This window comes from Streptomyces sp. NPDC054847 (genome assembly GCF_053610925.1).
On the sequence record NZ_JBSGZJ010000033.1, the window covers coordinates 1 to 25,545 of the forward strand.

A 25,545-nucleotide genomic window follows, 5' to 3' on the forward strand; every position below is an offset into this window, starting at 1 on the left:
GGCACGAAGCGTGCCCGGCCGTCACAGGAACCCCGCGGGGGAACCGCTCAGCTGATCTTCACGGGGTTGACGATGTCCGCCACCAGCACGAGCAGCGTGAAGCAGATGAAGATCCCCGCTACCACATAGGCGACCGGCATCAGCTTCGCCACGTCGAACGGGCCCGGGTCGGGCCGCCGGAAGACCTTGGCGATGTTCCGGCGTACCGACTCCCACAGCGCTCCGGCGATGTGTCCGCCGTCGAGCGGCAGCAGAGGCAGCATGTTGAAGAGGAACAGGGAGAGGTTGAAGCCCGCGAGCAGCATCAGGAAGGTCGCGACGATGTTGGTCGTCGGCACGTCGAGGTTGAGCACCTCACCGCTGATGCGCGCGGCGCCGACGACGCCGACCGGGGAGTCGTCCTTGCGCTCACCGTCACCGAAGGCCGCGTCCCACAGGTCGGGCACCTTGGACGGCAGGGCGACGATCGCCTCCGCGCCGTTCTCGATCATGCCGCCCATGCGGTCGACGGAGTCGCCGAACGACAGCGGAAGAATCTCCGTCTTGGCGGCGAAGCCCAGGTATCCGGCCGGGACGAACTCCTCGGGGATCACCTCCCCGTCCTCGTCCTTCTTCGCCACCGTGTTCTCGATGAGCGTGGCCTGAAGGACCTGCTCCGTGCCGCCGCGCTCGACGGTGATGGTGGCGGGGCCGATCGTTTCCCGGATACGGGTCGACAGCGTGGCCCAGTCGTCGACGGGCTTGCCGTTGAACGCGACGATCTTGTCGCCCTCCCGCAGCCCGGCGGCGAAGGCCGGCGACTCGGGGTCGCTCATCGCGCAGGTGTCGCGCTGCTCGCTCTGCGCGATGACGCACTTCTGCACGCCCGCGACCTCGGTGGTCTGCGTCGGCGAGCCGAAGGTCATCATCACGCCGAGGAAGATCGCCACTGCGAGGACGAGGTTCATGAACGGGCCGGCGAACATGACGATGACGCGCTTCCACGGCTTGCGCGTGTAGAACAGGCGCGTCTCGTCGCCGGGCTTCAGTTCCTCGTACGCCGCCGAGCGCGCGTCTTCGATCATTCCGCGCCACGGCGAGGTGGAGCGGGCCTCGATACGGCCGTCCTCGCCGGGCGGGAACATCCCGATCATGCGGATGTAGCCGCCCATGGGGATGGCCTTGATGCCGTACTCGGTCTCGCCCTTGTGCCGTGACCAGAGGGTCGGACCGAAGCCGACCATGTACTGGGGCACGCGGATGCCGAAGAGCTTGGCCGTGGAGAGGTGGCCGAGCTCGTGCCAGGCGATGGAGAACAGCAGCCCGACGGCGAAGAGCGCGATGCCCAGAATGGTCAACAGAATGGTCATGCGCGAGCCTCCGCCGTTGCCTTCGCTGCCGTCTCACGGGCCCTGGCCCTGGCCCAGGTCTCCGCTTCGAGGACGTCCGCCACCGTCAGGGAAGTTCCCGACGCGGGGGTGCCGTGTGCGACGACCACCTCGGTGACCGTATCCATGATGGCGTTGAACGGCAGCCGTCCGTCGAGGAATGCCTCCACGCACTCCTCGTTCGCGGCATTGAACACCGCCGGCGCCGTGCCGCCCAGCTCCCCCACGTGGCGGGCGAGGCCCACCGACGGGAACGCCTCGTTGTCCAGCGGGAAGAACTCCCACGTCGAAGCGGTGGACCAGTCGAAGGCGGGGGCCGCGTCCGGGACCCGCTCCGGCCAGCCCACACCGATCGCGATCGGCCCCCGCATGTCGGGCGGCGTGGCCTGGGCGAGCGTCGAACCGTCCGTGAACTCCACCATCGAGTGAACATACGACTGGGGGTGGACGACGACCTCGATCCGGTCGAAGGGAATGTCGTAGAGCAGGTGCGCCTCGATGACCTCGAGCCCCTTGTTCACGAGCGTCGCGCTGTTCACCGTGATCACCGGGCCCATCGCCCAGGTGGGGTGGGCGAGGGCGTCCTCGCGGCTCACACCCGCCAGCTCCGCCCTGGTCCGGCCGCGGAACGGGCCGCCCGACGCGGTCACGACCAGCTTGCGCACATCGCCGCGGGTGCCTGCGGCGAGTGCCTGGAAGAGGGCGGCGTGCTCGGAGTCGACGGGGATGATCTGCCCCGGCTTGGCGAGCGCCTTCACCAGCGGCCCGCCGACGATGAGCGACTCCTTGTTGGCCAGCGCGAGGGTCCGGCCGGCCTCGAGGGCGGCCAGGGTGGGGGCGAGACCGATGGAGCCCGTGATGCCGTTCAGCACGGTGTGGCACGGGGAGGCGGCGAGCTCCGTGGCGGCGTCCGGACCGGCCAGGATCTCCGGCAGCGGCTCCGCCCCGTACAGCGCGGCGAGCGCCTCGCGCAGCGCGGGCACGGCGTCCTCGCGGGCCACCGCGACCGTCCCGGCACGCAGCTTGCGCGCCTGCTCGGCAAGCAGACCGACCCGGCCGCCGGCGGCGGACAGGGCGGTCACCCGGAAACGGTCGGGGTTACGCAGCACGAGGTCGATGGCCTGCGTACCGATGGACCCGGTGGAGCCGAGGACGACGATGTCCCGGCGGCCTTCGGAGGGATCGAAGACGATGTGCGGGTCCGCGAGGGGAGATGGGCTGTCGCTCATCCCCCCATTGTGGCCGTACTCCCTGTCCGCGTTGACAGGGAGTACCCGGCGGGCCGCCGTGATCGGGCCCGCCACGGCCGTGGCCCGTCAGCGGATCGGGCGGTGCACGTTCTCCTTCACCGTCGGGCCGGGTGTGGCGTCGGCGATCCACGGGCCTTCGCCGCTCGCGTCGACGACGCCCTCCTCCAGCCAGCTGTACGTTCCGGAGAGCACGCCACTGACGACCTTGCGGTCCAGGTCGTCGGTGTTCGACCAGAGGCGGGTGAACAGCTCCTCGACGCGGATCCTCGCCTGGCGGCAGAAGGCGTCGGCGAGCTGGTAGGCCTCGCGGCCGTGGTCGTCGGACGCCCGGAGCATGTCCGCGCGGACGCAGGCCGCGCTCATCGCGAACAGTTCCGCCCCGATGTCGACGATCCTGCCGAGGAAGCCCTGCTTGGTCTCCATACGGCCCTGCCAGCGTGACATGGCGTAGAAGGTCGAACGGGCCAGTTTGCGGGAGCTGCGCTCGACGTACCGGAGATGCGTGGACAGGTCCTGGTGACCGGCGGGGTGGAACTCGGCGTACGTACGGGGCAGCTGGCCCGGTCCGGTGACGAGTTTGGGGAGCCAGCGGGCGTAGAAGGCGGCCGCGTTCGCCCCGGCCCGGGCCTTGGCGGACATCGGCTTGTCGGGGTCGATGATGTCGCCGGCGACGGCCAGGTGCGCGTCCACCGCCTCGCGGGCGATGAGCAGGTGCATGATCTCGGTAGAGCCCTCGAAGATGCGGTTGATGCGCAGGTCACGCAGCAACTGCTCGGCAGGGACGGCGCGTTCGCCGCGGGCGGCCAGCGACTCGGCCGTCTCGAAACCGCGGCCGCCGCGGATCTGGACCAGTTCGTCCGCCATCAGGCAGCCCATCTCGGACCCGTAGAGCTTGGCGAGCGCGGCCTCGATGCGGATGTCGTTGCGGTCCTCGTCGGCCATCTGGGAGGCCAGGTCGACGACGGCCTCCAGAGCGAAGGTGGTCGCCGCGATGAAGGAGATCTTCGCGCCGACGGCCTCGTGCCGGGCGACGGGCTTGCCCCATTGCTCGCGCACCGCCGACCACTCGCGGGCGATCTTCAGGCACCACTTGCCGGCTCCGACGCACATCGCGGGCAGGGAGAGCCGGCCGGTGTTGAGCGTGGTCAGCGCGATCTTCAGCCCGGCGCCCTCGGGGCCGATGCGGTTCTCCGCGGGGACGCGCACCTGGTGGAAACGGGTGACGCCGTTCTCGAGTCCGCGCAGCCCCATGAAGGCGTTGCGGTTCTCGACGGTGATGCCCGCGCTGTCGGCCTCGACGACGAAGGCGGTGATGCCGCCCTTGTGGCCCTCCGACTTCGGCACCCGCGCCATCACGACGAGCAGGTCGGCGACGACACCGTTGGTGGTCCACAGCTTGACGCCGTCCAGGACGTAGTCGTCGCCGTCCGGGACGGCCGTCGTGGCGAGGCGGGCCGGGTCGGAACCGACATCGGGCTCCGTCAGCAGGAAGGCGGAGATGTCGGTGCGGGCCAGCCGCGGCAGGAACCGCTGCTTCTGCTCCTCGGTCCCGAACTGCTTCAGCGGCTGGGGCACGCCGATCGACTGGTGCGCGGACAGCAGCGCGCCGATCGCCGGGTTCGCGGAGCCGACGAGGGCCAGCGCCTTGTTGTAGTACACCTGGGTGAGGCCGAGACCGCCGTACTTGGGCTCGATCTTCATGCCGAGCGCGCCGAGCTCCCGCAGCCCGTTGATGACCTCGTCGGGGATCCGCGCCTCGCGCTCGATGCGGGCGCCGTCGATCTCCGTCTCGCAGAACCGGCGGAGTTTGGAGAGGAACTCCTCACCCCGCCGGGCGGCCTCGCCGGTCGGCATCGGATGGGGATGGATGAGGTCGAGCCGGAAACGGCCGAGGAACAGCTCTTTGGCGAAGCTGGGCTTCCGCCAGTGTTGTTCGCGCGCCGCTTCCGCGACCTGTCGCGCCTCGCGCTCGCTGATCTTCGGGGTATGGGGCTGATGCAGGGGCTTGTCCGTTGGAGCGGACATTGAGGCTCACCTCGCCGCGAATCGGGGACCGCCGGGTCGATGACCGGCCGGTGGCTACTCGTTCGTAGTACCCGATTCCCGGCACCTCCACCAGCCCACGTACGGCACAGGGGGCAACGAGGAGCGGCCGGATCCCCCGCCCGGTGTGCTTTTCGCACTGCCCCTGTCCTGCGCTCTTCCTGCGCCGTGCGGGCTCCGTGCCGCCGCGGTCCGCGTCACCGTCCGTGCCCCGACCGGCTCAGGGCCGCGCAGGCGACCCGCCGGGCTGGTCGACCGGCCCGACCGGCCCGGAACGCGGCCTTCCGGCCGTGCGCTCACGTATCCCGGCGGGCATCGGTGTTCCCGTGGGATCAGACGTCGACCGCACCGAGCTGCTGCAGCAGGCCGAAGTCGTCGAGGTTCCACCAGCTCTCGGCGATCTTGCCTCCCTCGCACCGGAAGGTCGCGTGCCCGGTTCCGGAGATCTCCTGGCCGGTGGCCTCCATGCCCTGGTACGTGCCCACGTGTCGCCCCTTGAAGGACGCCCGTACGCACACCAGGTCGCCCTCGGCCACCAGGCTCTCGATGGTGGCGACCGGTTCGAACGCCTCCATCGTTTCCTTGTTCTCGGCCTTGGCCTGCGCGAGCCCCACGTCGTACGACGACAGGGACGGGTCGTGCTCCCGGTAGTCGGCGGTGCAGATTTCGTCCGCCGCGTCGAAGTTCCTCGCGTTGATCACGTTCTCGAAGAAACTCCGGACCACGATCTTGTTCAGCTGCTCGTCCCGCATGACGTCGAGGTCCGTGAACGACGGTTCCCCGTCGCACAGGGCGACCATCTCCTGGAAGATCCGGTCCGTCTCCGGCAGGTTCGAGTTCTTCATCGCCTCCTCGTACGTGGGGAATTCCACGATCTCCACCACGTGAGTCGAGTCGGCCCGGTCACGCCCCATGATCGAGTGGGTGGCTGTCCGCTTGCCCTGCGTCGACTCGATCCAGGCGTCCATCAACCTGTTCAACTCATCGGCCCTGCTGGTCCTGCAGTCGATGACCTGCATGAATGTCATGACTTCTCCCATGGATCGGAGAGTTCGAGACACCTTCAGGCTATGCCCGGCCCAAGTCGGTCGCCCGGTTGGCCGACGGGAGGGAAGCGGCGCGACACCGATCATGTGGAAGCGCGTGTCGGTCGCCCTCGCCGAGGCCGTGTCGCGGCTGCCACGCGGCGAGGGCCGGTGGTACGGGCCGAAGCCTTCTCAGCGCAGTTGCTCGGCCAGTCCGACGATGATGCCCTCCGGGCCGCGGAGGTAGCAGAGCAGATAGCTGTCCTCGAACCGGGCGATCTCGCCGACGAGTTCGGCGCCGTGTGGGCGCAGGCGGGCGACGGTGTCCTCGATGTCGTCGACGGCGAACATGACGCGGTGCGTGCCCAGGATGTTGTGCGGCCGGTTGCGCGGCCCGGCGCTGATCGCCGCGGGGCTGCGGTACTTCGCCAGCTCGAGCCGGCTGTGACCGTCCGGGGTCCGGACCATCGCGATGTCACAGCGGACGCCGTCGAGCCCGGTGCACTGGTCGGCGACGGGGCCCTGTACCTCCGCCCTGCCCTCCAGCTCCATACCGAGTTCCACGAAGAACGCTATGGCGGCATCCATGTCCTCGACGACGATGCCGACGTTGTCCATCCGCTGAATCGCCATGCTGGTCTCTCCTACTTCCTCGCGCGGCCGGTGGTCGCCTCTGATGTCCCTGGGACGGAGCCGGTGGCACGTTCTCGACATCCTCGGACCGCCGAACTACGAAAATCTGGATCGCGCCTCGGCACCGCAGGAGCCCCCGCACAGTGGGCCCCCACAACGCCCCTGACCTGCGGTTTCTCTCCGACCAGCGCAAACGGTCACCGCATCGGCCCGGATCTTCCCGGATCGGGCCGGATCTCGCCGCTTCCCGCGGCAAGCATGGCCGGAACGCTTTCATTTAACCCGCAGCCGCCTTCGTTACTACCGGGCCCGGCCCGTATTTCAGAGGGATACCCGCGCTGATCTGCCAGCGGCAGAACACCGGCCGGACCGGGCTCGACGATCACTACAGTCCAGTCTCATGACGACGATTACGACGCGTACGGTCGAGTACCCGGCCGACGGTTTGACGATGATCGGGCACCTCGCGCTCCCGGCCGGTGTCGACCGCCGGCCCGCGGTGCTGCTCGGACCAGAGGGCATGGGGCCCAGCGACGTCGAGCGCCGCCGGGCCGATGCTCTCGCCGAGCTGGGATATGTAGCGCTGGCCTTCGACCTTCACGGCGGGCGCTATTTGGGTGACCCCGAGGAGATGCTGGCCCGTTGCATGCCACTGCTCGCTGATCCCGACCGGATGCGGGACATCGGCCACGCGGCACTCGACGAGTTGCGCACCGAGCCCCGGACCGACCCCGGCCGGATCGCCGCCATCGGCTACGGCACCGGAGGCGCCATCGCACTGGAACTCGGGCGAGGCGGCGTCAACCTGCGCGCGATCGGGACAGTCAACGCAACTACCACGGGCCGACCCGGCGAGGCAGCGCGCATCCGCTGCCCGGTGTGGGCCGGGGTCGGATCGGAAGACCCGATCATGCCGCCCGCGCAACGAGACGCGTTCACCGCTGAGATGCAGGCCGCGGGCGTCGACTGGCGCCTCGCGGTCTATGGCGGCGCCTTGCACGCCTTCCACCACCCGCCGGTCGACCACCCCGTGGTCCCCGGTGTCGGCTACCACCCACAGCACGCGCAGCGAGCCTGGCGCGACGTCGTCGACCTGCTCGCCGAGTGCCTGCCCGTGACGGAGGACCTGGGGGCATGACCCAGGCAAACATGCCGGCGCCAGGACTGATCAGCGTCGCGCACTGGCAGTCTCCTCCCCTCGAACCCTCATAGCAGAACCGCATTCGGGCAGTTGTGCGATCACGGAGACGTATTCACAACTGCCGCAGTAAATACCGGATTCACTGCGACGGAGCCCTGGCCGTGATCGTCGTGGGAGGTGTCCGCGCAGTCACCGGGGACGGACAGGGGGACGAGGACACGCGGTCCGGACACGGGAACACTCCGGCCGGACAGGGGCGTCCGGACAGCAGTGCGCCGCGTCCGGGTTCCACCGCCGGACGGGACGCACAAGGGATCCGAGTAGCACAACACCGACAGGACGACGCCCACCAGCCTTGTCTTTGCGTGGAACGACGCTCGCCATGGCGGGAGAGCACGCCGATGTTCCCGTCAGCGCGCGAACCTCAGCCAAGATCGGCCATTTCCGCAGGCCGGGCCAGGTACACGAAAGACGGCCGGAGCCCCCGCACAGTGGGCTCCGGCCGCCGGTCGTGGCGTACGGCGTTACAGCGCCAGGCCGGTGAGGACCAGCACCCGCTCGTACGTGTAGTCGTCCATCGCGAAGGCCACGCCCTCGCGGCCGACGCCGGACTGCTTGGCGCCGCCGTACGGCATCTGGTCGGCGCGGTAGGACGGGACGTCGCCGACGATCACGCCGCCGACCTCGAGGGCACGGTGGGCGCGGAAGGCGGTCTGCACGTCGTGCGTGAACACGCCTGCCTGGAGGCCGTACTTGGAGTCGTTGACCGCCACGAACGCCTCGGTCTCGCCGTCGACCTTGGTCACGGTCAGGACCGGGCCGAAGACCTCCTCGCAGGCGAGGGTGGCGTCGGCCGGGACGTCGGTCAGCACGGTGGGCGCGTAGGTAGCGCCGTCACGCTTGCCGCCGGTGAGCAGCTTGGCGCCGCCCTGCACCGCCTCGTCCACCCATGTCTCCACGCGCTTGGCGGCGTCCTCGCTGACGAGGGGGCCGACGTCGGTGGCGGCGTCGGACGGGTCGCCGGTGACCTGGGCCTCGACGGCGGCGACGATCTTCGGCAGCAGGCGGTCGTAGACCGTCGTGTCGGCGATCACGCGCTGCACGGAGATGCAGGACTGGCCGCCCTGGTAGTTGGAGAAGGTGGCGATGCGGGTCGCCGCCCAGTCCAGGTCCTTCTCGCTCGCGAAGTCGGCGAGGACGACGGCGGCGCCGTTGCCGCCGAGCTCCAGGGTGCAGTGCTTGCGCGGGACCGAGTCCATGATCGCGTAGCCGACCTTGTCGGAACCGGTGAAGGAGATCACCGGCAGGCGCTCGTCCTGCACCAGGGCGGGCATCTGCTCGTTCGGCACGGTCAGCACGGACCAGGAGCCGGCGGGCAGGTCGGTCTCCGCGAGCAGCTCGCCGAGGATCAGCCCGGACAGCGGGGTCGCCGGGGCCGGCTTGAGGATGATCGGCGCGCCGACCGCGATCGCCGGAGCGATCTTGTGGGCGCAGAGGTTGAGCGGGAAGTTGAACGGCGCGATGCCGAGCACGACGCCCTTGGGGAAGCGGCGGGTGAGCGCGAGACGGCCCTGGCCGCCGGCGTCGGTGTCGAGGCGCTGAGCCTCTCCGCCGTTGAAGCGGCGGGCCTCCTCCGCGGCGAAACGGAACACCGAGACGGCCCGGCCGACCTCGCCGCGGGCCCACTTGATCGGCTTGCCGTTCTCGGCGGAGATCAGCTGCGCGATCTCCTCCGTGCGCTCGACCAGGCGCTTCGACACGTGGTCGAGGGCGGCGGCGCGGACGTGGGCCGGCGTGGCGGCGAACTCGTCGCGCACGGCGTACGCGGCGGCGACGGCCTCCTCGACCTGGTCGGCGGTCGGTACGGAGACCTTGCCGACGAGGCGGCCGTCCCACGGGGACGTGACGTCGAGGACGGTCTCGCCGGTGGCCTGGCGGCCGGCGAGCCAGAAGGCGTGGGTGGAAGTCATGCGGAGTCCCGGCCCTTCCGAAGTAGTGGGGTCTGCTCGGTTGCTCTCTCCACACGGTAGGGCCGCGCGTCCGCCGGGTCGTTTGTCCGGCATGGAGTGGTCGCCTTCCGCGGCTGGCCGCTTTGGCGAGTCAGCGGCGCCTTTCCGTGGACACGATCAGGAAGACCCCCGCCACGACGACGACACCGCCCACCGCGATCGGCCAGGACAGCCGCTCGTCGAGGACCAGGGCGCCGAGCAGCACGGCGACCACCGGGTTGACGTACGCGTAGGTGGCGACGAGCGAGAGCGGGGCGTTGTGCAGGAGCCAGGCGTAGGCGGTGAACGCGAGCAGCGAGCCGAAGACGACCAGGTAGGCGAGCGCGGTCCATGAGCGGGCGGAGACGTCTCCCAGGACGAAGCCGTGGTGTTCGCCCCTGCCGAGGGCGACGAGGGCGCAGCCGATGCCGCCCGCGACCATCTCGTAGGCACTGGCGGCGAACGGATCGGCCGGCATCGGGATCCGGGAGGACGAGAAGGAACCGATCGACCACATCAGGGACGCGGCGACGATGGTGAGCACGCCGGTGATGCGCACGTCGCCGCTGAGGCCGGGCAGGGTCAGCACGGCGAGTCCCGCCAGTCCGAGCGCCACTCCGCCGTAGGCGCCGCGGCCGGGCCGCTCGCCGGACGCCCGGCGCAGGACGACGACCCAGGCGGGGACCACGGCGATCAGCAACGCGGCGAGCCCCGAGGGGACGGAGGTCTCCGCGAGGACGACCAGACCGTTGCCGCCCAGGAGCAGCAGCAGGCCGACGACGGCCGCGGAGGCGAGCTGCCGCCCGGTGACCTTGAGAGCGGCCGGGCCGCGCCGCCAGGCGACCAGCGCGCCGAGGACCAGGCCGGCGACGACGAAGCGGATCGCCGCGGAGACGAACGGTGGCATCGTCTCGACGACGATGCGTATGCCGAGGTAGGTGGAGCCCCAGACGACGTACACGATGACGAGGGCGGCCCAGACGGCTCCGGAGAGCCGGCGGCGGGCGGGGGCGTCCGGGCGCGCGGTGAGGGCGGGTGCGGCGGACGCCGGCTCGGTGGCGGGGTTTGTCATGAGCAGGAGATTAGGGAAGCGGGAGCCCCGGATCCAACAATCCTGCCCGTATCCGGGCAGGATCCGGCGCGTTCGGCATTCTGTTTCGATCCCGGCCCGCCTTCGGCGGGCCCATCGCTGGGGACGGGCTGATCGCCCGAGTCCGCCGCCTGATGGAACGCTGCCTGACGGGACCGCCGCGGACCCGGGACCGCCGCCGACCGCACCGCCGCCCCCGGGGACCGCCGCGGACCCGGAACCGCTGATCGCCCCGGAGCGGCGCCGCGCCCTATCGGGGCCGCTGGGGCTCGCCCGTCGCCTTGAGCGCCAGCCACAGCTCCATGCGCACGTCCGGGTCGTCCAGCGAGCGGCCGAGGATCTCCTCCACGCGGCGCATCCGGTACCGCAGGGTGTGGCGGTGCACGCCGAGGTCGGCCGCGGCGGCGTCCCACTGGCCGTGGCGCGAAAGCCAGGCCCGGAGCGAGGCGACGAGGTCGCCCCGGCCGGTCGCGTCGTGCTCGTGCAGCGCGCGGAGCATGCCGTCCGCGAACGCGCGGACGGCGTCGTCGCCGAGCAGGGGCACGATGGATCCCGCCGCCAGCTCCTCGTGCTCGACGAGGGCGCGTCCGCGCCGCCGGGCGACCGAGAGCGCCTGCTCGGCCTGCTTGTAGGCACTCGCGGCCGCTGTGGGACCGGTGGGCGCGGAGAGTCCGACGTAGACCTCGGCCTCGTCGGCGTCCTTGTCCCCGTAGGCCGCCAGACAGGCGGCGGCCACCGCTCCGCCGTCCACGGCGAGCAGCACCGTGCGGCCGCCCGTCCCGTCGGGGACGGCGAGGAAGGTCTCCCCCGCCCGGCCGGCCGCCGACTCGACCGACTCGGCGAACGCGCTCAGGGCGGCGGGCCGGTCGCCCGCGCCGGTGTCCGGGTCGCCGGCGGTCTCGGCGATGAGCAGCCGGAACGGGGCGTCGAGCAGTCCGCCGTACAGGTCGCCGGCGACGGCTCTGGCATGGTCCGGCTGTCCGGACAGCAGCATCCGCAACACCGCCGCGCCGAGCCGCTGTTCGGCGGCCTGAAGCGATCGGGACTGCTCCGTCGCCAGGGTCAGCAGGGCTACCGCCGAGTGCACGGCGTAGCGTTCCGCCGTCCCGAGCGGGGCCCCGGTGCCGACCGCGAGGGCGCCGCGGACCCGGCGTCCGGTGCCGAGCGACTGGAGCTCGACGCGGTCGTCGTCCTCTGCGCCGCCGACCACGGCGCTCGCGGGCGCGGCCCGCTCGCGCAGCCGCTCGACGTCGCCCGTGAGGCGGGCCGCCCGCCGGGCCGCCCAGTCGGGCGCGGCGGCGACGACCGCGCCGGAGGTGTCGTACAGCGCCGCCCATCCGTCGATGTGCGCGGCGAGCCGCGCGACGACTGCGCCGGGCCCCTCGGTGAGCGCGGCCCGGGTCAGCTCGCGCTGTGCCTCGAAACCGGCGGTCACGGCCCTGTACTGGTCGGCTGCGATGGCCGCCGAGACTGCTTTGCTGATGGCGAGGAACGGGGTGCGGCGCGGCACTTCGAGAAGCGGCAGCCCCTCCTCCCTGGCTGCCTCGACGAGCGCCTCGGGAATGTCCTCGTAGTAGACGCCGACCGCGAAGCCCAGTCCGACGACTCCCGCGCCGACCAGCCTGCGCACATAGCGGCGCATGGCGTCGCGGTCCTCCGCGTCGAGGGTCATGGCGGTGACGAGCAGCAGTTCGCCGCCCTCCATGTACGGCACGGGGTCGGCGAGCTCGCTGACGTGTGCCCACCGCACGGGTGTCTCGAGCCGGTCCTCTCCGGCGCGCACGGTGAGTTTGAGCGCCGAGTGCTGGACGAGCGAGGCGAGGGTGGGCGGCATGGGACCTGGGGCCCTTCGAAAGGGAGGCGGCGGGTTCGGATTTCGCCGTCCCGTATGAACGGCGTATGTCGATTCTGCCAGGGCGTAGCAGTCACCGACCGCCGGCCGTCCACCGCTCGGGCCCCCGGCCGGCCCCCTTGAGCTCGCCGGCTGCCCCGCTCATGCCGCGCCCGCCGGTGCCCGCTCAGGTCCGCAGGTCCACGAGCAGCGGCGGCGCGTGCTCCCCCCGTACGGACGTCAGCGACAGCACCGCGTGCCCGGCGGGCACCGAGTGGGCGAGGTCGGACGCCGACCAGCGGGCGCGTTCGACCTCACGCACGGTGACCGCCTCCGCGGTGGCCGCCTTCCCGGTGACCAGGCGGCGCATCATGTGCAGCGCCTTCGTGAGGGGCTCGTCGGAGATGATCTGCCGGTTGGTGACGTCGCGGGTCTGGACCCACTCGGTGCCCCAGGTCTCGGCGAACCGGCCGCCGTCCCAGGGGGCGAGGCCGGAGAAGGCCATCCGGCAGCCGACGGCGCCGAGCAGCGGGCCGCGCAGCGGCTCGGGCACGTCCTCGAGGGTGCGGAGCGCGAGGACGACGCCGGCGTTGGCGGAGCGCAGCCGTTGCAGCGCGCGTACCGAGTCGGCGGTGACGGTGCTGGTCGCGTCGTCCAGTACGAGGCAGGCGAAGAGCGAGCGGTCGGAGCGGGTGAGCGCCGCCTCGGTGAACTGGGCGAGCACCAGCCGGGCGACGATCCGCGAGGCCTCCGCGTGGCCGCGCTCCGGCAGGTCGACGCGGACCCGCAGGGGATGCTCGATGGCGCGCAGCGAGAACGTCCGCCCCTCGCCGTCGGTACGGAAGAACGAGGCGAACGCCGGCCGGTCGAGGAAGGCGATCCGTTCCGCGAGGAGCACCCCGATGTCGTCGCCGCGGGCCGACTGCCGCATCCGGGCGTCCAGTTCACGCAGCTGCGACGCCTCGCCCGCCTGTTCGAGGGCCGTGCGCAGCGCGTCGAGGGCGGCCGGCGCACCGCCGAGCAGTTCCCGCAGTTCCGCGACGGCGGGGAAGTGTCCGTGCACGCACCGGTAGGGGCCGATGAGCTGGGCCAGCGCGGTCGCGGCGCGCCGGCTGTCGCCGCCGGGCAGACCGGCGGCGAGGTCCCCGACGAGCGCCTCCGCGAGGATCCGGGCGGCCTCGTCGGGGTCCTCCGCGCCGCCGTAGAGGTCGAGGTCGTGAGTCGAGTCGGGGCGGCCGACGGAGACGACGAGGTCGAAGTCGCCGTCCGCCGCGACGGCGGCCCCGTGGGCGGTGACGGCCACGACGGCGGCGCGGTTGGCGAGCGCCAGCAGGCACAGCGACTCGACGACGGGCCGTACGAGCCGCACGCTCTTGCCGGACCCCGAGGGCCCGACGGCGAGCAGGGACGTGCCGAGCAGGGCCGGCTCGAGGGCGACGCCGGTGGTGCGGCGGGCGTACGGGTTGCGTGCGTCGTCGACCACGGTGCCGATCTTCACCTGACCGGTCGCCAGGTCGTGCGTCGCCGTGCGCACCGGCAGGTCCCGCAGGCCCGACGGGTGGGCGCAGGCGGCGGGGCCGTGCCTGCGCACGGTCTCGGCGAAGGCTGCGAGCCGCTCCGGCCGGGCGTGGACGCCCTGCCAGGCGCGCCGGATCCGCGCGTAGTCCACATCGCCGAGGGTCCCGGCCCGGGCCGCCTCGGCGAGCCGGTCGGCGGCCTCGGTCAGGCCGGCGCTGCGCAGCTCCGGCCATTCGGCGGGGTCCTTCGGTGGTGGCGGGGCCTCGGGCAGCGGTCCCGCGGTCCTCGCGCGCCTGCGCTGCACGACCGGCCAGGTGCCGGCCCGGCCGACGGCGGCGACGACCGCCGCGGCGAGGAGCACGTAGTAGATGTTCGAGACCCAGGTGAGCCAGGTGACGGTGCGCGGGATCTCGCGCCAGACGCCCGGCAGGAACACGAACAGCGGCCACAGCGGCACCCCGTACCGCTGCCAGATCTCCTGCCAGTTGCCGACCCGGCCGAAGCCGACGGCGAGCAGCCCGAGGACGAGGCCGTTGTAGAGGTAGCTGGCCAGGACGTACATCTCGAAGTTGGCGTTGTCGGGTGACCGCCAGTCGTCGGGCACGGCCCACAGCATGGGCAGCAGCCACCAGTCGTCGACGAAGAACCACCATCCCTCGAGGTAGCGGTTCCACAGCAGGGACCAGAGCAGCCAGCCGCACAGGTAGGCGACGAAGGCTCCGCCGAAGAGCTGCCGGGCGGGGACGAGGTCCGGCTCCTCTTCCGGGCGGTCACGGTGGCCCAGCCGCCAGATCCCGGGGGCCGCTGCCGGACGGGGCACGCGCAGCCACTCCGCGACCCGGGGCCGGGTGGCCGGGGCGTGGCCGGGCCGGGCGGGGGTGCCGGGCGGCACGGACGGTACCTCCGCCGGTGGACCGGCGGGACGTGGCACGGGATTGGCCCGTGTGCCGCGTGCGTCGTATGTGCCTTCGGATTCCATGAACCGCTGCCCCCTGACCAGCCAGGCCCGCTCTCTGCACGGTCAATCTAGTGCGTGCGTCCCTGGGCGGACGGCACACCGGGCCATGATCCCGTGTCCCGCGGGGCCCAAGGGCTCCGTGCCGTGCGGAACCGGCCGGATTTCGCCCTCTCCTGCCCCTCCCGCGCCTCCGGGACCGGGCCCGCTCACGCGCCTATGGCCGTGACGGACAACGACACACCCCCAATACTCCCGATCGGCGCATGCCCGCACCGGCGCGGCGCCCCTAGCCTGCGGAGAAAGACAACAAGCGTCCGGATACACCCCCAGGAGCCCCTCATGACCGCAATCCCGCAGGAGCGCCGCGTCGTCACCGCCATCCCCGGCCCGAAGTCGATCGAGCTGCAGGCCCGCCGTACCGCGACGGTCGCCGGCGGGGTGGGGTCCGTACTGCCCGTGTTCACGGCGCGTGCGGGCGGCGCGATCATCGAGGACGTCGACGGCAACCGCCTGATCGACTTCGGCTCCGGCATCGCCGTGACCTCGGTCGGCGCCTCCGCGGAGGCCGTCGTACGCCGGGCGAGCGCCCAGCTCCAGGACTTCACGCACACCTGCTTCATGGTGACGCCGTACGAGGGCTACGTGGAGGTGTGCGAGGCGCTGGCCGAGCTGACCCCGGGCGACCACGCCAAGAAGTCGGCGCTGTTCAACTCGGGTGCCGAGGCGGTCGAGAACGCCGTCAAGATCGCGCGTGCCCACACCAAGCGCCAGGCGGTCGTCGTCTTCGACCACGGCTACCACGGCCGCACCAACCTCACGATGGCGCTCACGGCCAAGAACATGCCGTACAAGCACGGCTTCGGCCCGTTCGCGCCCGAGGTGTACCGCGTGCCGGTGGCCTACGGCTACCGCTGGCCGACCGGCCCGGAGAACTGCGGCCCCGAGGCCGCGGCGCAGGCCATCGACCAGATCACCAAGCAGATCGGCGCGGAGAACGTCGCCGCGATCATCATCGAGCCGGTGCTCGGCGAGGGCGGCTTCATCGAGCCGGCCAAGGGCTTCCTGCCCGCGATCGTGAAGTTCGCGAACGACAACGGCATCGTCTTCGTCGCCGACGAGATCCAGTCCGGCTTCTGCCGGACCGGCCAGTGGTTCGCCTGTGAGGACGAGGGCGTCGTCCCCGACCTGATCACCACGGCCAAGGGCATCGCCGGCGGTCTGCCGCTGGCCGCGGTCACCGGCCGCGCCGAGATCATGGACGCCGCGCACGCCGGCGGCCTCGGCGGCACCTACGGCGGCAACCCGGTGGCCTGCGCCGGTGCGCTGGGCTCCATCGAGACGATGAAGGAGCTCGACCTCAACGGCAAGGCGCGGCGGATCGAGGAGGTCATGAAGGGCCGCCTGGCCGCGATGCAGGAGAAGTACGACATCATCGGTGACATCCGCGGGCGCGGCGCGATGATCGCGATCGAGCTGGTGAAGGACCCCGCGACGAAGGAGCCGAACGCCGAGGCGGCCGGCGCGCTCGCCAAGGCGTGCCACGCGGAGGGCCTGCTCGTCCTCACCTGCGGCACCTACGGCAACGTGCTGCGCTTCCTGCCCCCGCTGGTCATCGGCGAGGACCTGCTGAACGAGGGTCTCGACATCCTCGAGCAGGCGTTCGCCCGCGTCTGACCGGCGGCGACGAAGCCACTCTGTGAAGAAGCTGTGGGGGGCCGATGGCGGGATGGAGATCCGGCTGTTGGTCCCCTTCCGCCTGACGTACGGTTTCTGCAGATGAGAGAAACACCCCGCTCGCAGGAGACTGCGGGCGATCCCAGGCCGGAGCCTCCCCAGCCCCGACCTGGTCGTGCCCTCGCGCACACCACTGGAGCTGCAGGCTCCGGAACTCCTCACCGATCGGATGGCCGCCCGCCCCAAACCCCCCGGGGCGCGCGGCAAACCGGTCCGGCCGGCCACCTCGGAACCACCCCCCCTGTTCCGATGTGGCCGGCCTCTCGGCGTTCCCGGGCCGCCGTCCTTCTCTGTGGCACCCTCTTCGCGCTGATGACCTGGCAGGTGGCCGTCGAGGGGCCGCTGTTCTCCGCGGACGTGCGACTGGGACGTGCCCTGTTCGGCGCCGGGCCCGCCACCGTCACCGAACTCCTCGCCGATCTCGGCAGCATGGCCGTCGCGCTGCCTGTGCTCGCGGCGGCGGTCGTACACTCTCTGCTGCGCGAGAGGCGTCGGTGGGTGCCGGCGCTGGCCGCCGTGGCCGCGATGGCGGCGGTGCCGGCGATAGTCGTCCCGCTGAAGCTGTGGATCGCCCGTCCCGCCCCGCTGGAGCCGGGCACCGGCTGGTACCCGTCGGGCCACACGGCGACCGCGTTGGTCGCCTACTGCGGCGCCGCGCTGCTCGTCACGCCATATCTGCGCCGGAGATGGGCGATGCCCGCCGCCGGGGTGCTCACCCTGGCGACGGGCATCGGTCTGGTGCTGCGCGGCTACCACTGGCCGCTGGACGTGCTCGGCAGCCTGTGCCTCTTCGGGGCGCTGCTGCCGTTCCTCAACTCCATCTGTAGGCGTCGAAGTTCCTCGAGAACTCGAACTGGTTGAAGCGGTCCCAGTTGATGGACCAGGTCATCAGGCCGCGCAGGGCCGGCCAGGTGCCGTGAGTCCGGTACGAGCCGCAGGCCGAGGCCACGTTCTTCGTCAGGCAGTCGAGTGCCTTGTTCACCTCGGTGGGTGAGGTGTGGCCGTTGCCCGCCTGGGTGGAGGCCGGGAGTCCGATCGCCACCTGCTCGGGCCGCAGTGCGGGGAAGAACTTCGCCTGGTCGCCGGCGACCGGGAAGCCGGTGAGGAGCATGTCGGTCATGGCGATGTGGAAGTCCGCGCCGCCCATGGAGTGGTACTGGTTGTCCAGGCCCATGATCGGGCCGGAGTTGTAGTCCTGGACGTGCAGCAGGGTGAGGTCGTCGCGCAGGGCGTGGATGACCGGGAGGTACGCCCCGGCGCGCGGGTCCTGGCCGCCCCACGGGCCGGAGCCGTAGTACTGGTACCCGAGCTGGACGAAGAAGGTCTCGGGGGCCATGGTGAGCACGAAGTCCGGGCCGTACTTGGCCTTCAGGGTCTTGAGCGCCGAGATCAGGTTGACGATCACCGGCGAGGTGGGGCTGCGGAAGTCGGTGTCGCCGGTGTTCAGTGACAGGGAGTGGCCCTCGAAGTCGATGTCGAGGCCGTCGAGGCCGTAGTCGTCGATGATCTTCGAGACCGAGGTGACGAAGGCGTCGCGAGCACCCGTCGTCGCCAACTGCACCTGCCCGTTGGCGCCGCCGATAGAGATCAGCACCTTCTTGCCGGCGGCCTGCTTGGCCTTGACGGCGGCCTTGAACTCCGCCTCCGACTCCACGTTCGGGCATTCGGCGACCGGGCACAGCCTGAAGCGGATGTCGCCGGAAGTGACCGAGGTCGGTTCGCCGAAGGCGAGGTTGATGACGTCCCACGAGTCGGGGACGTCGGCCATGCGGGTGTAGCCGGAGCCGTTGGCGAAGCTGGCGTGCAGATAGCCGACGAGGGCGTGGGCGGGCAGGTCGCCGCCGGTGTCGCCGCCGCCGGAGGTGGTCGTGGCGCTGACGGCGGCGGACTTGGGCGACTCACCCGCCTCGTTGGCGGCGGATACCTGGAAGGTGTAGGTCGTGGCGGCGGTCAGCCCGGTGACGGTGGCGGATGTGCCGCCGACGGTGGCGACCCGAGCGCCGTCCCGGTAGACGTGGTAACTGGTCGCACCGGACGAGGAGTTCCACGTCAGCGGTACGGAAGTGGAGCCGGGGCTGCCGGCACGCAGGCCGGCGGGCGCGGCCGGGAGGGTGGCGGGGTCGCCGCCTGGGCCGAAGAGGGAGATGTCGTCGGCGTGATAGGCGGGGGTGCCGTACCAGCCGTGGGTGTAGAGCGTCACGGAGGTGGTCGACGGCCCGGTGCGGAACGAGGTCGTCAGCTTCTGCCAACCGGGCGCGGACGCCGTCCAGGTGGAGACGTCGGTGGTACCGGTGCCCGACGCGCCGAGATAGACGTAGCTTCCCTGGACCCAGCCGCTGAGCGTGTAGGCGGAGTCGGGCTTCACGGTGACGGTCTGGGCGCACTTCGCGTTGTCGCTGCCGGCCGGAGTGGCCTTCAGCGCGGAGGTGCCGCCGTGGGTGGGCGAGGAGACGGCGACGCCGCTGCCCGCGGTGCAGGTCCAGCCTGCGAGCCCGGCTTCGAAGCCTCCGTTGCGGGCGAGTTCGGTGTCGGCCGCCGCCGCTGACCCGGTGGTGGCGACGAGTCCTGTGACAGCGAGGACGGCTGCCGCAACGGCAGCCGTAAGTCTTGTGCGGTCCACAAAAGCCTCCGGGCATGGGGGGATTCGAGTGCGGCGGCCACAACATGGTCCAGACCAATCAGGTTGTCAAGACCTCTGGCACTTCCTGGTCGGCCACGCCGCGCTCAGTCCCTGCCGCCGCGCGCGAGCCCCGCGGCGGCCTCGTGCATGGCGAGCTCCAGCAGTGAGGGATCGGTGAGTGTCCCGGAGCCGTCCGGAGGGATCAGCCAGCGCACCCGCCCCGCCGTCCTGCCCGGATACGGCACGATGATCCAAGTGCCCTGCCCCGCCGTGCGGATACCGGTGCCCAGCCACCGTCCCGCGGTGCCGGGCGGCACGAAGAAGCCCATGCGGGACTCACCGAAGCCGGAAAGGACCGGACCCGGCCGGTCGACCAGCCGGGTCAGCACATCCAGCGTGGGATACCCCAGCTCGCCCGGCAGGATCAGTACGTCCCAGCGCCGGCCCGCCGGCAGGAGGGCGATCCCGTGCTGGTTCCTCTCCCACTCCCACCGGCAGGCCTCCGGGTCCGGGGCCACCGCCGCCAGCCACTCCATCGCGATCCTGGCGCTCGTTCCGGTCATGATCCGGTCTCCGTTTTCCGTGTGCACGAGGTGCTTGCACACACAGAGAGCGGGGCGGGGCCCATCCGTTACGCGACTTGGGGGATCAGCCGTCGGTGAGCCGCACCGCCCGTCCGGGACGCGGTGGGCACAGGCGGCCGGGGCGGCGGGTCAGCTGTCGAAGCCGAGGCCGAACCGGTCCATCGTCCGCAGCCACAGATTTCGCCGGCCGCCGTTGGCGTCGGCCCTCGCCATGGCCCACTTGGTCAGGCCGATACCGGCCCATGCCACCGGTTCCGGCGGGAACGGGAGCGGCTTGCTGCGCACCATCTTCAGCTCGGTCCGCTCGGTCCGCTCTCCCGACAGCAGGTCGAGCATCACGTCGGCGCCGAACCGGGTCGCGCCGACACCGAGGCCCGTGAAGCCGGCCGCGTAGGCGACCTTGCCGCCGTGCGCGGTGCCGAAGAAGGCGGAGAAGCGGGTGCAGGTGTCGATGGCGCCGCCCCAGGCATGGCTGAAGCGGAGCCCTTCGAGCTGCGGGAAGCAGCGGAAGAAGTGCGACGCCAGCTTCAGATAGGTCTCCGGCCGGTGGTCCATCTCGGCGCGCACCTTGCCGCCGAAGGGATAGACCGCGTCGTAGCCGCCCCACAGGATGCGGTTGTCGGCGGTGATGCGGAAGTAGTGGAACTGGTTGGCGCTGTCGCCGAGCCCCTGCCGCCGCTTCCAGCCGACGGAGGCGAGCTGGGCGGCGCTGAGCGGCTCGGTCATCAGCGCGTAGTCGTACACCGGGACGGTGTAGGCGCGTACCCGCCTGATCAGCGAGGGGAAGACGTTCGTGCCGAGCGCCACCCGGTGCGCGAGGACGCGGCCGTAGGGGGTGCGGACGACGATGCCCGGGCCGGAGGGCGTGAGCCGCAGGCCGGGGGTGTTCTCGTAGATGCGCACCCCGAGCTCCAGACACGCCCGGCGAAGGCCCCAGGCCAGCTTCGCAGGGTGCAGCATCGCCACCCCGCGGCGGTCCCACAGCCCGCCGAGGAAGGTCGGCGAGTCGACCTCCGCGCGCATCGCGTCCGCGTCGAGGAGTTCGAGGCCGGTGAATCCGAGCCGGGTGGCCTCCTGGTGCATCTCGTGGAGCTCGGCGAGCTGGTAGGGCTCGGTGGCGACGTCGATCTCACCGGTGCGTTCGAAGTCGCAGTCGATGCGGTACCGGCCGACGGCCTCCTCGATGGCGTCGAGGTTGCGCCCGCCGAGCTCCTCCAGCTTGGTCAGCTCGTCCGGCCAGCGGGCCAGTCCGTTGCCGAGGCCGTGGGTGAGCGAGGCGGCGCAGAAGCCGCCGTTGCGGCCGGAGGCGGCCCAGCCTGCCTCCCGGCCCTCGATCAGGACGACGTCCCGTGCCGGGTCCCGCTCCTTGGCGAGCAGCGCCGTCCACAGTCCGCTGTATCCGCCCCCGACGACAAGGAGGTCGCACCTCTCGTCGCCGGCGAGGGCGGGCAGCGGCTCGGGCTTGCCGGGGTCTTCCAGCCAGAACGGCGCGGGCCGCGCGTCGGAGAGTGATCGTGCAGAGGTCATGGCGGCTGGGGCCATGGTTCCCACTCCTTCTGGGTGCTACCGGATCCGGTGCCGGTGGGGCCGGTCCGGTCTACCGGGTCAGGGCGCGCTTCTTCCGGCGGCTGCTGATGATCTGACCACCGGCCACGATCAGTACGGCGACGACGAACATGGCCGTACCGATGACGTTGATCTGGACGGGCGTACCGCGCTGGGCCGAACCCCACACGAACATGGGGAAGGTGACGGTGTTGCCGGAGTTGAAGTTGGTGATGATGAAGTCGTCGAAGGACAGGGCGAAGGCCAGCATCGCGCCGGCGGCGATGCCGGGTGCGGCAATCGGGAGCGTGACCCGCAGGAACGTCTGAACGGGCCCGGCGTAGAGGTCCCTCGCCGCTTCCTCCAGCCTGGGGTCCATCGACATGACCCGTGCCTTCACCGCCACCACGACGAAGCTCAGACAGAACATGGTGTGCGCGATGAGGATGGTCCAGAAGCCCAGCTCGGCCCCGAGGTTGAGGAAGAGCGTCAGCAGCGAGGCGGCCATGACCACTTCGGGCATCGCCATCGGCAGGAAGATCAGCGAGTTGATCGTGCCGCGGGCCCGGAACCGGTAGCGGACGAGCGCGAAGGCGATCATGGCGCCGAGGACGGTCGCGCCGACCGTCGCCCACAGCGCGATCTGCAGGGAGAGCGCGAGCGAGCCGCACAGGTCGGCGACGCCGCACGGGTCGCGCCACGCGTCGGAGGAGAACTCCCGCCAGGCGTAGTTGAAGCGCCCGGCCGGCTTGTTGAACGAGAACACCATCACGACGATGTTCGGCAGGATCAGGTACGCGAGCGTGAGCAGTCCCGCGATGACGACGATGTTGCGCCTTGCCCAGCTCATCAGACCAGGCCCTCCGTTCCGGCCCGGCGGATGTAGACGGTGACCGTGATCAGCACGATCGCCATCAGGATGAACGACAGCGCGGCCGCCGTCGGGTAGTCGAGCACCCGCAGGAACTGCGACTGGATGACGTTTCCGATCATGCGGGTGTCGGTCGAGCCCAGCAGCTGGGCGTTGACGTAGTCACCGCTCGCCGGAATGAACGTCAGCAGCGTCCCGGAGACCACGCCCGGCATGGACAGCGGGAGGGTCACCTTGCGGAAGGTCGTGGCGGGCCTGGCGTACAGGTCCCCGGCCGCCTCGTGGAGCCGCGGGTCGATCCGCTCCAGCGAGGTGTAGAGCGGAAGGATCATGAACGGCAGGAAGTTGTACGTCAGACCGGTGACGACCGCCAGCGGTGTGGCGAGCACGCGGCTGCCTTCGGTGAGCCCGAGCCAGCTGGTGACGTCCAGGAACCCGACGGCGCCCAGCGCCTCCACCACCGGTCCGCCGTCCGCGAGGATCGTCTTCCAGGCGAGCGTGCGGATCAGGAAGCTGGTGAAGAACGGTGCGATCACCAGCACCAGCAGCAGATTGCGCCAGCGGCCGGCCTTGAACGCGATGAGATACGCGAGCGGATAGCCGAGCAGCAGGCACAGGGCGGTGGCGGTGCCCGCGTACAGCAGCGATCGCAGGAACTGCGGGTAGTACTCGCTCAGCGCGTCCCAGTAGGTCGCGAAGTGCCAGGTGACCTCGAAGCCCTCCTCCAGGGACCCCGTCTGCACGGAGGTCGACGCCTGGTAGACGAGAGGCAGCACGAAGAAGACGACCAGCCACAGGATGCCCGGGAGCAGCAGCCAGTAAGGGACCAGCCTGCGGCGTACCGGCGTCTTGTGGGCGGGCGGCCCGCCGGGGGCGGGCGACAGCGGCGGTGCCTGGGTGACGGTCATGGGCGCTCCCCCACCGTCTCCACACCCGCGTCGATGGCCTGGGCGGCGTCGAGGCCGAAGGTGTGCTCCGGGTTCCAGTGCAGGACGACCTCGGCGCCCGGCCCCAGGCCGGCCCGGTGTTCGACGTTCTGTGCGTAGACCTCGAGGCTCTTGCCCGCCGGGCTCTCGACGACGTACTGCGTGGAGACGCCGATGAAGGAGGAGTCGAGGATCCGGCCCGTGACGGAGTTGCGGCCGGCCGGCACGGCGTCCGCGTCGGCGACGGGAGTGAGGGAGATCTTCTCCGGCCGGACCCCGACGAGGAGCCGGCCGCCGGCGGCGGTGGCGTCCGGACAGCGCCCGGCGGGCAGCCGGAGCTTGCCGCCGCCCGCGGTGACGACGACCTCGCCGCCCGAGCTCTGGACCACCTCTGCCTCGATGAGGTTGGAGGTGCCGAGGAAGTTGGCGACGAAGGTGGTCCGCGGGTTCTCGTACAGCTCCGCCGGGGCTCCGAGCTGCTCGACCCTGCCCCCGTTCATCACCGCGACCGTGTCGGCCATGGTCATGGCCTCCTCCTGGTCGTGGGTGACATGGACGAAGGTGATGCCGACCTCCGTCTGGATGCGCTTGAGCTCGAGCTGCATCTGGCGCCGCAGCTTGAGGTCGAGGGCGCCGAGCGGCTCGTCGAGCAGCAGGACCTGCGGGTGGTTGATGAGCGCGCGGGCGACGGCGACCCGCTGCTGCTGGCCACCGGAGAGCTGGTGCGGCTTGCGCTGGGCGAAGTCGCCGAGCTGGACGAGCTCCAGCATGTCGTCGACCTGCTTCTTCACGGACTTGACGCCGCGGCGGCGCAGGCCGAAGGCGACGTTCTCGTAGACGCTCAGGTGCGGGAAGAGCGCGTAGCTCTGGAAGACCGTGTTCACGGGGCGCTTGTGCGGCGGCAGGGCGGTGACGTCCTTGTCGCCGAGACGGACGGTGCCCGTCGTCGGGTCCTCGAGTCCGGCGATCATCCGCAGCGTGGTGGTCTTTCCGCAGCCGGAGGCGCCGAGCAGGGCGAAGAACGAGCCTTGGGGGACGGTCAGGTCCAGCGGGTGGACGGCCGTGAAGGAGCCGTAGGTCTTGCTGATCCCGGAGAGGCGGACATCGCCGCCCGCTTGCTTGTCAGTCATGGGTCGCGATCCCAGGTGTCGGGGGAAGGGGGGCGGGTCAGGCGCCGATGAGCTTGGCGAACTTCTCTTCGTACGCCGTCTCTTCCTTGGAGGAGAGCGAGCGGAACGAATGGGACTTGGCGGCCATGGCCTCGTCCGGGATGATCAGCGGGTTCTTCGCCAGCTCCGGGTCGATCTTCGCGAGTTCGGCGCCGACGCCGGCGACCGGGCACACGTAGTTGATGTACGCGGCGAGCTGCGCGGCGACGGGCAGCTCGTAGTAGTAGTCGATGAGCCGGGTGGCGTTCTTGCGGTGCCGTGCCTCGGCCGGGACGAGCAGGTTGTCGGTCGCCGTGACGTAACCGGCGGCCGGGATCGCGTACTTGATGTCGGGGTTGTCGGCCTGGAGCTGGATTACGTCGCCCGCCCAGGCGAGACAGGCGGCGATGTCGCCCTTGGCCAGGTCGGACGTGTAGTCGTTGCCGGTGAAGCGACGGATCTGCTTCTTGTCGACGCCCTTCTGAAGGCGCCCGATGGCGGCGTCGTAGTCGGCGTCGGTGAACTTGCCGGGGTCCTTGCCCATGTCGAGCAGGGTCATCCCGACGCTGTCGCGCATCTCGGTGAGGAAGCCGACGCGGCCCTTGAGCGCCGGGTCGTCGAGCAGCTGGGTGACGGAGTCGACCTTCCGGCCGCGGGTCGCCTTCGAGTTGTAGGCGATGACGCATGGGATGCCGGTCCACGGGTACGAGTACGCCCGGCCGGGGTCCCAGTCCACGGTGCGGAACTGGGAGGAGAGGTTGGCGTAGGCGTGCGGCAGCAGCGACGGGTCGAGCTTCTGGGCCCAGCCGAGCCGGATGATCCGGGCCGCCAGCCAGTCGGTGACGTTGATCAGGTCGCGGCCGGTGTCCTGGCCGGCCGCGAGCTGCGGCTGGATCTTGCCGAAGAACTCGACGTTGTCGTTGATGTCCTCGGTGTACTTGACCTTGATCCCGGTCCGCTTCGTGAACGCCTCGAGGGTCGGGCGGCTCTTCCCGTCCTCGCTGGTGTCCATGTACTCGGTCCAGTTGGAGAAGGTGAGCTGTTTCTCCTTGTCCGAGTGGTCGTCGGAGTCGGCGGCTCCGCTCTCCCGCTTGGCGGGCGGGATGCCGCAGCCGCTCAGGATGCCCGCGCCGCCGACGGCGAGCGCGCCCGCGCCCGACACCCGCAGCAGCGAACGGCGGGACAGCGCCCCTCGCCCGTTCGTCAGGCTGCGCCGCATGGCCGCCAGCTGGGCCGCGGAGAGGCGCTCGGTCTCGTACTGCTCCATGACGCT

The 25,545-nt window shown here is 71.0% G+C and carries 19 protein-coding genes; 3 read left to right on the forward strand and 16 right to left on the reverse strand.

The features are described from left to right. Positions 1 to 47 precede the first annotated feature (47 nt). From ACWGH4_RS06530 to ACWGH4_RS06550, 5 genes are all read right to left on the reverse strand, one after another. The gene (locus tag ACWGH4_RS06530; protein ID WP_453456416.1) at positions 48 to 1,349 is read right to left on the reverse strand and encodes a M50 family metallopeptidase; all 1,302 of its coding nucleotides are present in this window, start codon (positions 1,347 to 1,349) and stop codon (positions 48 to 50) included. Beyond that, positions 1,346 to 2,596, reverse strand: coding sequence for a 1-deoxy-D-xylulose-5-phosphate reductoisomerase (gene dxr, locus ACWGH4_RS06535; protein WP_453456419.1), 1,251 nt, complete (start codon positions 2,594 to 2,596; stop codon positions 1,346 to 1,348). Before dxr ends, ACWGH4_RS06530 begins: the two co-directional genes overlap by 4 nt. 87 nt (positions 2,597 to 2,683) lie before the next feature. Beyond that, positions 2,684 to 4,642 (reverse strand): acyl-CoA dehydrogenase family protein, encoded by a 1,959-nt coding sequence (locus ACWGH4_RS06540; RefSeq protein WP_453456422.1) that lies wholly within the window; start codon positions 4,640 to 4,642, stop codon positions 2,684 to 2,686. Positions 4,643 to 4,992: 350 nt separating this feature from the next. After that, positions 4,993 to 5,688 carry an ester cyclase gene (locus tag ACWGH4_RS06545; protein ID WP_453456425.1) on the reverse strand — a complete coding sequence of 232 codons (696 nt, stop codon included), beginning with the start codon at positions 5,686 to 5,688 and terminating at the stop codon, positions 4,993 to 4,995. 189 nt (positions 5,689 to 5,877) lie between these two features. After that, the gene (locus ACWGH4_RS06550) at positions 5,878 to 6,318 is read right to left on the reverse strand and encodes a VOC family protein (RefSeq protein WP_453456428.1); all 441 of its coding nucleotides are present in this window, start codon (positions 6,316 to 6,318) and stop codon (positions 5,878 to 5,880) included. A 400-nt stretch (positions 6,319 to 6,718) separates the two neighbouring features. Here ACWGH4_RS06550 and ACWGH4_RS06555 point away from each other — a divergent pair, with 400 nt between their 5' ends. Further along, the gene (locus ACWGH4_RS06555) at positions 6,719 to 7,456 is read left to right on the forward strand and encodes a dienelactone hydrolase family protein (protein ID WP_453456431.1); all 738 of its coding nucleotides are present in this window, start codon (positions 6,719 to 6,721) and stop codon (positions 7,454 to 7,456) included. A 527-nt stretch (positions 7,457 to 7,983) separates the two neighbouring features. Here the strand turns inward: ACWGH4_RS06555 and ACWGH4_RS06560 are convergent. From ACWGH4_RS06560 to ACWGH4_RS06575, 4 genes are all read right to left on the reverse strand, one after another. Next, a complete protein-coding gene (locus ACWGH4_RS06560; RefSeq protein WP_453456434.1) occupies positions 7,984 to 9,429 on the reverse strand; it encodes an aldehyde dehydrogenase family protein in 1,446 nt (481 codons plus the stop codon). A gap of 130 nt (positions 9,430 to 9,559) precedes the next feature. Continuing rightward, positions 9,560 to 10,519, reverse strand: coding sequence for an EamA family transporter (locus ACWGH4_RS06565; protein ID WP_453456437.1), 960 nt, complete (start codon positions 10,517 to 10,519; stop codon positions 9,560 to 9,562). 268 nt (positions 10,520 to 10,787) lie between these two features. Beyond that, positions 10,788 to 12,371, reverse strand: a complete 1,584-nt coding sequence (locus tag ACWGH4_RS06570) for a PucR family transcriptional regulator (RefSeq protein WP_453456440.1) — start codon at positions 12,369 to 12,371, stop codon at positions 10,788 to 10,790. 184 nt (positions 12,372 to 12,555) lie between these two features. Beyond that, positions 12,556 to 14,778: an ATP/GTP-binding protein gene (locus tag ACWGH4_RS06575; protein WP_453456443.1), complete on the reverse strand. Its 2,223-nt coding sequence runs from the start codon at positions 14,776 to 14,778 to the stop codon at positions 12,556 to 12,558. A gap of 405 nt (positions 14,779 to 15,183) precedes the next feature. On the opposite strand from ACWGH4_RS06575, the gene gabT reads away from it, so the two are divergent. After that, the gene (gene gabT / locus ACWGH4_RS06580; RefSeq protein ID WP_453456446.1) at positions 15,184 to 16,518 is read left to right on the forward strand and encodes a 4-aminobutyrate--2-oxoglutarate transaminase; all 1,335 of its coding nucleotides are present in this window, start codon (positions 15,184 to 15,186) and stop codon (positions 16,516 to 16,518) included. A gap of 102 nt (positions 16,519 to 16,620) precedes the next feature. Next, a complete protein-coding gene (locus ACWGH4_RS06585) occupies positions 16,621 to 17,439 on the forward strand; it encodes a phosphatase PAP2 family protein (RefSeq protein WP_453456449.1) in 819 nt (272 codons plus the stop codon). Here the strand turns inward: ACWGH4_RS06585 and ACWGH4_RS06590 are convergent. The 7 genes from ACWGH4_RS06590 to ACWGH4_RS06620 form a co-directional block, all read right to left on the reverse strand. After that, positions 17,390 to 19,198: a chitinase gene (locus tag ACWGH4_RS06590; protein WP_453456452.1), complete on the reverse strand. Its 1,809-nt coding sequence runs from the start codon at positions 19,196 to 19,198 to the stop codon at positions 17,390 to 17,392. The genes ACWGH4_RS06585 and ACWGH4_RS06590 overlap by 50 nt on opposite strands. A gap of 104 nt (positions 19,199 to 19,302) precedes the next feature. Beyond that, positions 19,303 to 19,761 (reverse strand): hypothetical protein, encoded by a 459-nt coding sequence (locus ACWGH4_RS06595; protein ID WP_453456455.1) that lies wholly within the window; start codon positions 19,759 to 19,761, stop codon positions 19,303 to 19,305. A 150-nt stretch (positions 19,762 to 19,911) separates the two neighbouring features. After that, a complete protein-coding gene (locus ACWGH4_RS06600; RefSeq protein WP_453456458.1) occupies positions 19,912 to 21,324 on the reverse strand; it encodes an NAD(P)/FAD-dependent oxidoreductase in 1,413 nt (470 codons plus the stop codon). A gap of 55 nt (positions 21,325 to 21,379) precedes the next feature. Beyond that, complete coding sequence (locus tag ACWGH4_RS06605) at positions 21,380 to 22,177, reverse strand: ABC transporter permease (protein ID WP_453456461.1); 798 nt, start codon at positions 22,175 to 22,177, stop codon at positions 21,380 to 21,382. Next, entirely contained in the window at positions 22,177 to 23,106 is a 930-nt protein-coding gene (locus tag ACWGH4_RS06610; protein ID WP_453456464.1) for an ABC transporter permease, read from the reverse strand. The genes ACWGH4_RS06605 and ACWGH4_RS06610 overlap by 1 nt, the downstream gene beginning before the upstream one ends. Then, on the reverse strand, positions 23,103 to 24,254 hold the full coding sequence (locus ACWGH4_RS06615) for a polyamine ABC transporter ATP-binding protein (protein ID WP_441266385.1): 1,152 nt from the start codon (positions 24,252 to 24,254) through the stop codon (positions 23,103 to 23,105). The genes ACWGH4_RS06610 and ACWGH4_RS06615 overlap by 4 nt, the downstream gene beginning before the upstream one ends. A gap of 37 nt (positions 24,255 to 24,291) precedes the next feature. Next, positions 24,292 to 25,539: a polyamine ABC transporter substrate-binding protein gene (locus ACWGH4_RS06620; RefSeq protein ID WP_453456468.1), complete on the reverse strand. Its 1,248-nt coding sequence runs from the start codon at positions 25,537 to 25,539 to the stop codon at positions 24,292 to 24,294. Positions 25,540 to 25,545: the final 6 nt, after the last annotated feature.

What these genes read in the sequence shown, in the direction of transcription:
- ACWGH4_RS06530 (WP_453456416.1), bottom strand. Translation starts at nt 1,349, where the DNA reads ATGACCATTCTGTTGACCATTCTGGGCATCGCGCTCTTCGCCGTCGGG.
- dxr (WP_453456419.1), bottom strand. Translation starts at nt 2,596, where the DNA reads ATGAGCGACAGCCCATCTCCCCTCGCGGACCCGCACATCGTCTTCGAT.
- ACWGH4_RS06540 (WP_453456422.1), bottom strand. Translation starts at nt 4,642, where the DNA reads ATGTCCGCTCCAACGGACAAGCCCCTGCATCAGCCCCATACCCCGAAG.
- ACWGH4_RS06545 (WP_453456425.1), bottom strand. Translation starts at nt 5,688, where the DNA reads ATGACATTCATGCAGGTCATCGACTGCAGGACCAGCAGGGCCGATGAG.
- ACWGH4_RS06550 (WP_453456428.1), bottom strand. Translation starts at nt 6,318, where the DNA reads ATGGCGATTCAGCGGATGGACAACGTCGGCATCGTCGTCGAGGACATG.
- ACWGH4_RS06555 (WP_453456431.1), top strand. Translation starts at nt 6,719, where the DNA reads ATGACGACGATTACGACGCGTACGGTCGAGTACCCGGCCGACGGTTTG.
- ACWGH4_RS06560 (WP_453456434.1), bottom strand. Translation starts at nt 9,429, where the DNA reads ATGACTTCCACCCACGCCTTCTGGCTCGCCGGCCGCCAGGCCACCGGC.
- ACWGH4_RS06565 (WP_453456437.1), bottom strand. Translation starts at nt 10,519, where the DNA reads ATGACAAACCCCGCCACCGAGCCGGCGTCCGCCGCACCCGCCCTCACC.
- ACWGH4_RS06570 (WP_453456440.1), bottom strand. Translation starts at nt 12,371, where the DNA reads ATGCCGCCCACCCTCGCCTCGCTCGTCCAGCACTCGGCGCTCAAACTC.
- gabT (WP_453456446.1), top strand. Translation starts at nt 15,184, where the DNA reads ATGACCGCAATCCCGCAGGAGCGCCGCGTCGTCACCGCCATCCCCGGC.
- ACWGH4_RS06585 (WP_453456449.1), top strand. Translation starts at nt 16,621, where the DNA reads ATGAGAGAAACACCCCGCTCGCAGGAGACTGCGGGCGATCCCAGGCCG.
- ACWGH4_RS06595 (WP_453456455.1), bottom strand. Translation starts at nt 19,761, where the DNA reads ATGACCGGAACGAGCGCCAGGATCGCGATGGAGTGGCTGGCGGCGGTG.
- ACWGH4_RS06600 (WP_453456458.1), bottom strand. Translation starts at nt 21,324, where the DNA reads ATGGCCCCAGCCGCCATGACCTCTGCACGATCACTCTCCGACGCGCGG.
- ACWGH4_RS06605 (WP_453456461.1), bottom strand. Translation starts at nt 22,177, where the DNA reads ATGAGCTGGGCAAGGCGCAACATCGTCGTCATCGCGGGACTGCTCACG.
- ACWGH4_RS06610 (WP_453456464.1), bottom strand. Translation starts at nt 23,106, where the DNA reads ATGACCGTCACCCAGGCACCGCCGCTGTCGCCCGCCCCCGGCGGGCCG.
- ACWGH4_RS06615 (WP_441266385.1), bottom strand. Translation starts at nt 24,254, where the DNA reads ATGACTGACAAGCAAGCGGGCGGCGATGTCCGCCTCTCCGGGATCAGC.
- ACWGH4_RS06620 (WP_453456468.1), bottom strand. Translation starts at nt 25,539, where the DNA reads ATGGAGCAGTACGAGACCGAGCGCCTCTCCGCGGCCCAGCTGGCGGCC.